This is a genomic window from uncultured Agitococcus sp., from assembly GCF_937920075.1.
Lineage (GTDB): Bacteria > Pseudomonadota > Gammaproteobacteria > Pseudomonadales > Moraxellaceae > Agitococcus.
Map to the genome: position 1 here is coordinate 1 of NZ_CALETI010000105.1, position 10,253 is coordinate 10,253.

Sequence of the window (10,253 nt, forward strand, 5' to 3'; positions counted from 1 at the left end):
TAATCGTATTGTATTGGATATTAAAGATAAATTTGCGATAGATGAGCTTGTTTCAAGTATTCCTTTAACAGTATTTGCTGCTGATGATTTTGATAAAGTTTTAAAGCCGATGTTTGATAAGTTGGCACCAAAATCTTTGGCTAATGTGGGTGCAGCGCAAGCACAAGCGCGTTTTAATGACTCATTAATTGCCATTAATGCGGGTATTTATGAAGTAGTCCCTACTTTTATTAAAGAATCAGATAATGTTTATAATGGCATGTTTGCGCGTTGGACAGGTTCTAATCTTCATTCTATGGTATCTATGTTTTTTTTGGTGGACAGGGATGGTAAGACTATCGGCACAGCGTTGGAGTGGCAAAAAGAGTTATCAACAGATGATTTAAATAATTCTTTAGTTTTTAAAGACTTTGTGGTTAAGACTGTTCCACAAGATTTGTTTTTTAATACTAATGAGCCATTATTTACAACAAAAGGTAATGTTATCCCTGCAAATTTTGTTTTGAAAACTGCTCTTGGTGATAGTATCAAAGTAACCCGAGGTGTATTAAGCAAAAATAATATTTCCTCTGGTGAAGCAGCCTATAGATTTGCATATGGTTTAACACAAGCTCAGGGAGTGGATATTAATCAGCTTGGTGCATGGCAACGTGAGTCAGCAACAGGTATTAGCCAAATTTCAACAGGGACTTTGAGTTTACAAAAGACACGTACGCCTAATATGTATTTAGACGGTAATTTTTGGCGTACTAAAGACAATATAGTCACGGGTGAAAAACCGATTTTTCCTTTACATTTAAAATTAACTTTAAAAGATAGTAATACGTCAACAGCATGTTCTAGTACGGGATGTTTAATAGGTGATATAGGTATTACGATTTTAGAGAATGGCAATATTATTTCGGATAGAAATAATGATTGTTCTGTGGTTGACTCCAGTACATTAAAAGATACACTGGATATGCAAGAGCAACGTTTGGGATTTGTTGCCAGTGTGTTGGTTGATAGAACGCAACAAGCAACCAGTGAATCATTAATTGCGCCTGTGATGTTGATTGGTGATTGGGCGAAAAAATTACCATCTTCAGATGTTTGGTATAAATTGTATGGCTTTCATTTAGGGGCTATTTCTGGTATGTCTGGTGGGCCAAAAGTACAAATTGATGTTGCTCGGGCTACAACAGGTATAGTAACGATTAAAAACCAACAAGATGAACGGGAAAAGTTAGGCGAAGTCGCTTTATGGGCAAATTATGTTAATTACTTAAAGTACTTAAGTGAGTCAAATGCCGAAAAGAAAAAAGAATTAGGTTATGCTTCTTTAGGAGCAGTAACCAACATTCAAACTCAAGCATGCTATAACCCTCAACCCAAAATCTAAACCTAAAAAAGCCGCTGATTTCAGCGGCTTTTAACCCTCACCCCAACCCTCTCCCTGTGGGAGAGGGGGAATTAGGCAAAACGTCTGCGATAGAGTGGGCGACTCTCATCAACAGAAGCTTGATAACTTTCGCTAAAGTTATTTAAGCCTTGTAAAGCAACATGAATGTCTTTATCAGCACGAACGGCAAAACTATTAAAGCCACAACGTTTTAAGTAAAACAAGTTGTCTTTAAACACATCACCTGTTGCGCGTAATTCACCCGTAAAGCCAAAACGTTGACGTAATAAGGCAGCGTAGGAATAACCACGACCATCAGCAAAAGCAGGAAAGTCTAAAGCAATCATATCCAATTGCTGTACATCGTTTGCAATTACTTCGGGATGTTGATCGGGTTTTAACATCACGCCTTTTTTATGAGGATGAGCTAAAATAGCATCTTGTTGTTGTTGCCAAACATCAAGGCTAACAACAATATCTTGAGCAGGTAAAGCACCTGCTTCAGTAACTAATTGATAGGTATCAGCGACGATAGCACCGTCTTTAATAATATTAGGCATAGACGCGCTCCTTAAATTTAGCTAAACCAATACGGCGATAAGTATCTAAGAAACGTTCGTTTTCTTGACGGTTATCTAAATACACATTCAAAATTTCTTCAATCACATCGGCCATTTCTTCGGCATAAAAAGAAGGGCCTAAGATGTCACCTAAACTGGCATCATGGTTACTATTGCCACCTAAAGAAACTTGATAGTATTCTTCGCCTTTTTTATCGACACCTAAAATACCAATATGACCAACATGGTGATGACCACAAGCATTCATACAGCCCGAAATATTAATATCTAAATGGCCAATATTATAAACTTGGTCAATGTCTTCAAAACGACGTTGAATTTGTTCAGCAATAGGAATGGATTTAGCATTAGCTAAGGAGCAGAAATCACCACCTGGACAGCAAATAATATTGGTTAAGAAGCCAATATTAGCCGTTGCAAAACCTAAGGCTGATAATTGTTGCCACAAATCAAATAATTGCTCTTGACGCACATCGGCTAAAACAATGTTTTGTTCGTGGGTAGTGCGTAATTCACCAAAGCTGTATTGGTCGGCTAAATCAGCAACCGTCAACATTTGTTCGCTGGTAATATCACCAGGTGCAACACCTGTACGTTTTAACGATAACGTTACAATACGATAGCCTGCTTTTTTATGTGCATGAGTATTGTGTTGATACCATAAAGCAAAAGCTTTGTTGCTGCTTAAAGCGTCAGTTAACGCGGTTGGGCTATCCGTTAAGCTTTGATAAGCAGGCTCTGTAAAGAAACTGGCTAAACGTGCAAATTCTTCAGCAGGAACAAGCATTGCTTCAGTTTTGGTGTGGGCAAATTCGGCTTCAACTTTTTCAGCAAATACAGCAGGGGTTAAGGCTTTCACCAAAATTTTGATACGGGCTTTATATTTGTTGTCACGACGACCATACAAGTTATAAACACGTAAAACGGCATCTAAATAAGCAATCAATTCGTTTTGTGGTAAGAACTCACGAATAATCGAGCCAATAATTGGCGTACGGCCTAAACCACCACCAACTAATACTTTGTAGCCAATTTCGCCTGCTTCATTTTTAACGATATAAATACCAATATCATGCACGGCTGTTGCGGCACGATCTGTGTCAGGTAAAGCATTAACCGCGATCTTGAATTTACGGGGTAAAAAAGCAAATTCAGGATGGAAGGTTGACCATTGACGAATTAATTCACAAGTTGGGCGTGGATCAATAATTTCGCCTGCCACAACACCCGCAAATTGGTCAGTCGTGGTATTACGAATACAGTTGCCGCTGGTTTGAATAGCGTGCATTTGTACTTTGGCCAAGTCAGCCAAAATATCAGGCACTCTGGCAAGTTCTGGCCAGTTATATTGAATGTTTTGGCGAGTACTGATGTGGGCATAACCACGGTCATAATCGCGGGCAATATTAGCCAAGGTGCGTAATTGCACACTAGATAACATTCCGTAAGGAATCGCAACCCGTAACATTGGCGCATAACGTTGCACGTATAAACCATTTTGTAAACGGAAAGGGCGGAATTGGTCTTCGGTTAATTCTTGATTGAGATAACGTTGAGTTTGGTCACGAAATTGTGCCACACGTTGATCGACAATTTTTTGATCGTAAGCGTCGTATTGATACATAAGCCTTGCACTGTGCTTGGTAAAAAAATTGTGCGAAGCATATCAAGACTTTCTATATAACTAAAATACTTTTTATCTATATAGACATTAGGTTTTAGTGATAAGCCGTCCCTATTCGGTAGGAGACGGCTTAATTGCTAGTTTTTGTCGATATTCTTTGGGGCTTACATCAAACCAACGCTTAAAGGCACGACGGAAGTTGGCACTGTCATGATAATTAAGCAAAGAGGCAATCGCTTCAACAGACATTGTACTATTGCGTAAATAGTGACTCGCTTGTTCGGATAATAATTTTTCGCGAATTTCCATATAACTACTGCCTTCTTTGGCTAAATGGCGTGCAAGCGTGCGTTTGCTAATAAATAAAGCCGCAGCAGCATCTTCTTCGCTGAGTGTGCCTAAAGGCTGAGATAACATCATTTTTTGCAATTGATAGGTGGTGCTGCATTTATGTGATTTTAACTGTGACAACATGGTTTCACATTGTTTCATGGCTAAAACATAATTGTCATGATTAGCCGAGACATTGGCAATGTGACAGGTTTCTATAGGGATTCTAATTTTAGAGTAAGGGGCAGAAAATTGATAATCTGCTGCAAAATAATCACTGTAGACATGGCTGTAGCTTGGTTTGGCAAAACTAAAATAAATTTGTGCTTCAGCTAAAGGACGGCCAATTATAAATTCAGCACAAGCAACAAATACCATCAAACAACATTCTAATAAGCTGCGATAAATTTCTTCACTCAAGAGGGTTTCAAAGCGAATTTCACATTCAACCCATTCTTGTTGCGTTTTAAAATTTAAGCGTACAAAACTCATACGTGTAGGTACAAAGGCTTGAAAGGCTTGTAAGGCCATTAATAAGTTGGGGCTGCTATTGATCAAAAAGCCCATTGCACCATGTGTGGCAGGGGTTAAATGACGGCCTAAACGTAAGCCAAAATCGGGATGTGGTGATAGGTTTAAGGCATTATGCAGAATCTGAACTTGTTGGCGTGTGGTGAGCAAAATATCATCTTGCAGAAATTGCTCAGGGCTAAGTTGGGTAAACTTTAATAATTTAGGCAAATCTCTCATTTGTAGTTCTAATTCTCGGCCAATAATCCGTGAGTAATTAGAAGGAATGTTGGCAATATCATCTGCTATATAAGAAGGGTCTAACATCAGATTTTGACTCATCGTTAATAATATTTATTTGAGAATATACGACAAAAAGTCTTTTAATGACTCCTTAATGTCAATAAATGACCTATTTAATTCGTGTTAATGGTCATATTCTAAACGCATATTTTCATACTTATTTTGATGAGTATGTACTAATTCTACATTGGAGAATATTCATGGGCATTATTAAATTTATTAATCATGAAGGCAAACAACATGTTGTTGAGCTGGAAGATGGCAAAACATTAATGCAGATTGCCATGGATAATGGTGTACAAGGTATTGATGCAGATTGTGGTGGCGAGTGCGCCTGTGGCACGTGTCATGTGATGGTGGGTAATCAATGGTTGGGTTTGGTCAATAGTGCCAAGTCAGAAGAATTGCAAATGTTAGAAATGACTCCAGAAAGACAAGCAAATTCACGCTTGGCTTGTCAAATCCAAATCACGAATGCAATGGATGGGATGGAAGTGCATTTGCCAGAGTTTCAAATGTAATCCACATACAGGACAAACAAAAAGACACACTGAGCGAAGTCGAAGTGGTTTCGACTCCGCTCAATCAACATAATTGTCAGGGTAAATATCATGAGTTTGTTAACATCTGCTATTCAAAAAGCATCATCTGTCATCACAAAATTAGAAAAAGTGCCAGCCGTTGAAAAAGCATCTAATTTTGTTGTCGAGACTGTATCTGCAAATGTACCTATTCCAATATTAGTGAAAGGCGTACAGATTTTTCAAACGGTGAAACATAAAGTATTACAAACTAAGCCCTTTGATGAGTTTATTGAGCAGCCGATTCCTGAAGTAGCGACACTTAAATTAGAAGAAATTGATGTCAGTAATCCATTTTTATATAAGCAAAAAAAATGGCAGTCTTATTTTAAACGCTTGCGTGACGAAAGCCCTGTGCATTACCAAAAAAGTAGTCCATTTGGTGCATTTTGGTCGGTGACACGTTATGAAGATATTGTCTTTGTTGATAAAAATCACGACATATTTTCTGCTGAACCTGCAATTATTATTGGCCAAACGCCCGAAGGTTTACCTGCTGAAATGTTTATTGCGATGGATCCTCCCAAGCATGATAAACAGCGTCAAGCCGTACAAGATGTGGTTGCTCCAAAAAATTTAAAAGAATTAGAAGGTTTAATTCGCACACGCACGCAACAGGTATTAGATGAATTGCCTGTGAATACCCCTTTTGATTGGGTGCAAAATGTGTCGATTGAATTAACCACGCGTATGTTGGCGACTTTGTTTGATTTCCCTTATGAACAACGTCATAAATTGGTTTATTGGTCAGATATTATTGCAGGTAGCCCACAAGCAACAGGCGGGCCGGGTAGTAGCAATGATGAGTTTTACAATGCCGCTTATGAGATGACCAAACAGTTTTCTGAGCTTTGGTATCAAAAAGCGGCAGATAAAGCTGCTGGTAAACCTATGGGTTATGATGTGATGAGTATGTTGGTGTATTCCAAAGACACCGAAGACCTCATTAAAAAGCCAATGGAGTTTATGGGAAATTTAGCCTTATTAATTGTCGGTGGTAATGACACCACACGTAATTCGATGTCGGGTGGGGTGTATGCTTTAAATTTATTCCCTAATGAGTTTACCAAGCTCAAAAATAATCCGAGTGTGATTCCAAACATGGTCTCTGAGATTATTCGTTGGCAAACGCCCTTAGCTTATATGCGTCGTATTGCTAAGCAAGATGTTGAGTTAAATGGTCAGTTAATTAAAAAGGGTGATAAGGTCGTCATGTGGTATGTGTCAGGGAATCGAGATGAACGCGCCATTGATAATCCAGATGCCTTTATTATTGATCGTAAAGGTGCGCGTAACCATTTATCGTTTGGTTTTGGTGTACATCGTTGTATGGGTAATCGCTTAGCCGAATTGCAATTGCGTATTTTATGGGAAGAAATTTTAAAGCGTTTTGACAATATTGAAGTGTTGGCCGAGCCAGAAATAGTACAGTCTAACTTTGTTAGAGGCTATGGCAAAATGATGGTAAAAGTCACGCCTAAATATAGTTAAACTGACACTAAGAAAAGTATGGTTACTGAGCGAAGTCGAAGTATCGGTTGGTTTCGACTCCGCTCAACCAACATAACTCTGCGCAACCCTCACAAAAATGTACCCTGAGCGAAGTCGAAGGGTAATTTTTAGGATTAACACCATGTCAAATCAAGTTTGCCTGATTATTGGTGCCAGCCATGCGGCTGCACAGTTAGCCACCAGTTTGCGTCAGGAAGGTTGGCAAGGCCAAATTACCATCATCGGTGATGAACCTTATTTGCCCTACCATCGTCCACCTTTATCAAAAACTTTTTTAGCAGGTGATAAAGACATTGATGACTTGTTGATTCGTCCAGCGAGCTTTTATGAAAAGAGTGCCATTCAATTTAAACAAGGGCGAGTAACTGCACTTGATAGACAGCAACAAAAAGTTACCCTCAACGATGGCACACAGCTTCACTACGATAAGCTAGCCTTGTGTTTAGGTGCAAGAGTACGTACAGCAGGGCTAACAGGCGAAAATTTAGCTGGTGTGCATTATTTGCGTAATATTGCGGATATTCAGGCGATTAAACCGTATGTTGTACAAGGCAAACGTGCAGTGATTATTGGTGGCGGTTATATTGGCCTAGAAACAGCCGCTTCCTTAAAAAAATTAGGGATGGATGTGGTGGTGCTAGAAATGGCTGAGCGAGTCTTGCAGCGTGTGACCGCTCCCGAAATGTCAGAATTTTATACCCGTATCCATCAACAACAAGGCGTAGCCATCTATACCCAAATGACTGTGAGTGAGATTGTTGGTGAAGAGCAAGTGCGTGCAGTGAAATGTGCGGATGGACGAGAGTTTTTGGCAGACTTGGTGATTATTGGTATTGGGGTTGTGCCTAATGTTGAGTTGGCCGAGCAAGCAGGTTTAGAAGTCAATAATGGCATTGTGGTCGATGAATTTGGCCAAACTAATGATGCGAATATTGTGGCCGCAGGCGATTGTGCCAATCATTTTAATGCCATTTATGGCCGTAGAATGCGTTTAGAGTCTGTGCCTAATGCCAGCGACCAAGCCAAATCAGCGGCAGCAGCCATTTGTGGTGTGCATAAGCCGTATAAAAGTTTGCCGTGGTTTTGGTCTGACCAATATGATTTGAAATTACAAATTGCAGGCTTGAGTCAAGGTTATGACCAAGTGGTGATTCGTGGTGATAGTCTAAACGGTCGCAGTTTTGCCGCGTTTTATTTACAGCAAGGCAAATTGATTGCCGCTGACTGTATTAACCGACCACAAGAATTTATGCTCAGTAAAAAAATTATCGCTGAGAGTTTAGCGATTGATGCTGCTCGTTTGGTCGATGAGTCGATTCCTGTCAAGGAGCTTGTTTAGAAAGCTTAGTCATTAAACCGTTGAATATCACATAAAAATATCGTCTCTTGATATCTTGCTGTTAAAATAAGCTTATATTCGATCATAAAACTAGCTTGTTGTTTGACTATCTGCTAGTTTTTTTATGATAACAATAAAATACATCTTTTTCTTATAAGCAAGATTATGACAGCCAAACAGCCATCTAAATTAACTACGAAACAAAAAAAACATGTTTTGGGTTGGGGAACAGTTTTTTTATCTTATAGTTTATTAGGATTTTTGGCTGCACCCAGTTTAGTCACCAAATTTGCTAAAGACTATGTTGCTGAGACTTTGCATCTAGAATTAGATATTAAAAAAGTAGAAATTAATCCTTTAACGTTAGCCATCAAAATTGAAGGTTTGCGTATTAAACAACCGCAAGGAGAACTGTTGGTATCGGCTGAGCATTTATATGCTAATGCCAGCTTACTATTATCTGCTTGGCAACAAAGAATTTATGTTGACGAGTTAGATGTCATTCATCCCTATATTAATGCTCAGATTAATCAAAAAGGACAATTTAATTTATTACAATTGTTGCCACCTGATGACCATGAAGAGAAAAGCAGTACCGCATGGCAATTAGCCATTTTAGGAATTCATCAAGCAAAAATTGATTTGGCTGATTATAGTCGCCAACATCCTTTTGTCAGTCAGTTTAATGACTTAAATCTAAAACTTTTTAATATTAGCTCCTTAGCCAATGACCAAGGCCGTTATCAATTTGCGGCACAAACAAATCAAGGTGAAAGTTTTGCATGGCAAGGTACATTGGGGTTAAATCCAATACGCTCACAAGGCCAATTAGCAATTAAAAAATTACAGCTAAAACCCCTTGCGGATTATGCATTAACCAATGATGTGCCTATAGTCTTAAATCAAGCTTTTTTAGATGTACAAGGTGATTATCAATTTCAATTAGTTAATGAAAAACCTGAGCTAAATATTGATAAAACGTCTGTAAAAATTTATGACTTGGTGGCACAAAGCACTAACCAACAGCCAATTATTTATCAGTTAGAGAAATTAAGCTTAGATAACATTAAAGCGAATTGGCCAAATCCACAATTGACGATTCATCATAGCCAAATAAACAGTTTGAACTTACACAGCGAACAGCAAAAAATTGTTAATTTGGCAGATTTACAGTTAGCTAATATCAGATGGCAACAGCAAGCAGACCAACTATCGCTAGAAAAAATCAGTGTACAGGACTTGTTAATTAATGGCCAACAAAACACTTTGTTCACGCTACCAAATTTGTTGGTGAGTAATTTTAGTGCTAAACCCCAAGCGCAACAGTTTCATACTGGTAAAATTAGTTTAGAAGGTGGACGTACTCAAATTGCTCTCTTAAAAAATGGTGAGATTGATTTGCAGCAAAAGCTAAATAATTTAGCAACACGTTTACAAGCTAGCTCGTCAGCAAAGACCACAAGCACAAAATCCAAAACACAATTCAGTTTAGGTGAGTTAAATCTGCGTAATTTTGAGGTTGATGCACAGGATCAACAGCAACAGCCTGTTTTTAAACAAAAAATTACTATTAATGAACTAACGGTTTATCCAGAATTAGATCTCAAAAAGCCACATCAACTACAAAGTGATATTCAGTTATCAACAGGTGGGAAAATAAACTTAAAAGGTGAGCTAGATGAATCACCATTAATGGTGAATACACAGCTAAAAATAGAAAACTTAGCCTTAGTACCATTATCTAGCTATTTACAACAAGTGGCATTGTTAAAGCTAGAAAGTGGCTTGGTCAATGTTGATGGTCATTTGCAATTTAGTCAGCAGCTTAAAAACCAAGCCAGCTTTCAAGGTAATGTGGGTGTTAGTCAGTTTGCTGCCAATGATCTTAAACTCAATCAACGCTTTTTGGCATGGCAAGATTTACTGGCAAAGGGGTTAAAATGGCAATTAGAGCCGATGTCAATTAATGTCAAAGAAGTTATAGCCAATAAACCTTTTACTCGCTTGATTATTGCGCCAGATCGCACGATTAACTTTGAAAATATAGTGGCTAGTGAGAGTAAAACTAGATCGGAAGAGCGTCGTGTAGGGA

Annotated in this window: 7 protein-coding genes; 4 read left to right on the forward strand and 3 right to left on the reverse strand. The window is 38.5% G+C overall.

The window, feature by feature from the left end; translation table 11 throughout:
- Positions 1-1,381: hypothetical protein (locus tag Q0212_RS03775; protein ID WP_297922437.1), on the forward strand; the 1,381-nt coding region annotated here is incomplete at its 5' end.
- A gap of 71 nt (positions 1,382-1,452) precedes the next feature.
- Here the strand turns inward: Q0212_RS03775 and Q0212_RS03780 are convergent.
- From Q0212_RS03780 to Q0212_RS03790, 3 genes are all read right to left on the reverse strand, one after another.
- The gene (locus Q0212_RS03780; protein WP_297922440.1) at positions 1,453-1,941 is read right to left on the reverse strand and encodes a DUF934 domain-containing protein; all 489 of its coding nucleotides are present in this window, start codon (positions 1,939-1,941) and stop codon (positions 1,453-1,455) included.
- The gene (locus Q0212_RS03785) at positions 1,934-3,586 is read right to left on the reverse strand and encodes a nitrite/sulfite reductase (RefSeq protein ID WP_297922444.1); all 1,653 of its coding nucleotides are present in this window, start codon (positions 3,584-3,586) and stop codon (positions 1,934-1,936) included. The genes Q0212_RS03780 and Q0212_RS03785 overlap by 8 nt, the downstream gene beginning before the upstream one ends.
- 111 nt (positions 3,587-3,697) lie before the next feature.
- Positions 3,698-4,753, reverse strand: coding sequence for an AraC family transcriptional regulator (locus Q0212_RS03790; protein ID WP_297922447.1), 1,056 nt, complete (start codon positions 4,751-4,753; stop codon positions 3,698-3,700).
- Between the two features lie 176 nt (positions 4,754-4,929).
- Here Q0212_RS03790 and Q0212_RS03795 point away from each other — a divergent pair, with 176 nt between their 5' ends.
- The 3 genes from Q0212_RS03795 to Q0212_RS03805 all read left to right on the forward strand — a co-directional run bounded on the left by Q0212_RS03795 (position 4,930) and on the right by Q0212_RS03805 (position 8,161).
- The gene (locus Q0212_RS03795) at positions 4,930-5,250 is read left to right on the forward strand and encodes a 2Fe-2S iron-sulfur cluster-binding protein (RefSeq protein ID WP_297922450.1); all 321 of its coding nucleotides are present in this window, start codon (positions 4,930-4,932) and stop codon (positions 5,248-5,250) included.
- A 90-nt stretch (positions 5,251-5,340) separates the two neighbouring features.
- Complete coding sequence (locus Q0212_RS03800) at positions 5,341-6,801, forward strand: cytochrome P450 (RefSeq protein ID WP_297922454.1); 1,461 nt, start codon at positions 5,341-5,343, stop codon at positions 6,799-6,801.
- A gap of 142 nt (positions 6,802-6,943) precedes the next feature.
- The gene (locus Q0212_RS03805; protein ID WP_297922457.1) at positions 6,944-8,161 is read left to right on the forward strand and encodes an FAD/NAD(P)-binding oxidoreductase; all 1,218 of its coding nucleotides are present in this window, start codon (positions 6,944-6,946) and stop codon (positions 8,159-8,161) included.
- Positions 8,162-10,253: the final 2,092 nt, after the last annotated feature.